General features: G+C 35.1%; 2 pseudogenes. Both read right to left on the bottom strand.

Annotated features, from left to right (window positions below):
- A pseudogene (locus HZY83_RS00495) lies at positions 1-547 on the bottom strand (HemK family protein methyltransferase); the annotation flags it as partial.
- Positions 534-698 (bottom strand): annotated as a pseudogene (locus HZY83_RS00500) (peptide chain release factor 1); the annotation flags it as partial. The pseudogenes HZY83_RS00500 and HZY83_RS00495, both read right to left, overlap by 14 nt.

A 698-nucleotide genomic window follows, 5' to 3' on the forward strand; every position in this document is an offset into this window, starting at 1 on the left:
AAATTAATCCGTCAACTTTAATATTATTATCAATTAGAGGTTTCAATGCGTCTCCTTGAAGAAATTGAATTTCTTGCTGATGTAATGTTGCATTATTGCGTGCAACATTCAGTGTATCTTCATATAAATCTGTAGCGAGAACGTTTAAATCTGGCTTAAGCAACTTAAGTGTAATAGCAATCGCACCGCTTCCTGTACCAATATCGGCAACTGTATCTTGATGATGACATTGATTTAGAAAATGAAGCATCACTTCTTCAGTTTCAGGACGAGGGATTAGACAATTATTATCTACCTCGAAGTTATAGCCGTAAAAAGATTGAAAGCCTACGATATATTGAATAGGTTCACCACTCTACATTCTATGTAGAGCTAGGTCAAATTTTGCTATATCAGCTTGAGACATCTGTTCTTCACGATGGATAAGATAGTCTGTTCGTGACCATTTAAAAAGGTCCAACAGTAGCCATTCTGCCCTAGTCTGCTCATACCCTTTATCTAATGTTAATTGAATAGCCTCTTGAAGTTTATCTTTATAGTTCACCATTATTAAGTTCTTTCAATTTCTCAGTTTGTTCTGATAGAGTAAGTGCGTCTATGATTTCATCTAAATTACCTTCCATAATCTGACCAAGTTTCTGTAGCGTTAAGCCAATTCTATGATCAGTCACACGACTTTGTGGATAGTTATATGTTAT

It is taken from the genome of Gemella sp. GH3 (genome assembly GCF_013415425.1).
In the GTDB taxonomy this organism is placed as follows: Bacteria; Bacillota; Bacilli; order Staphylococcales; family Gemellaceae; genus Gemelliphila.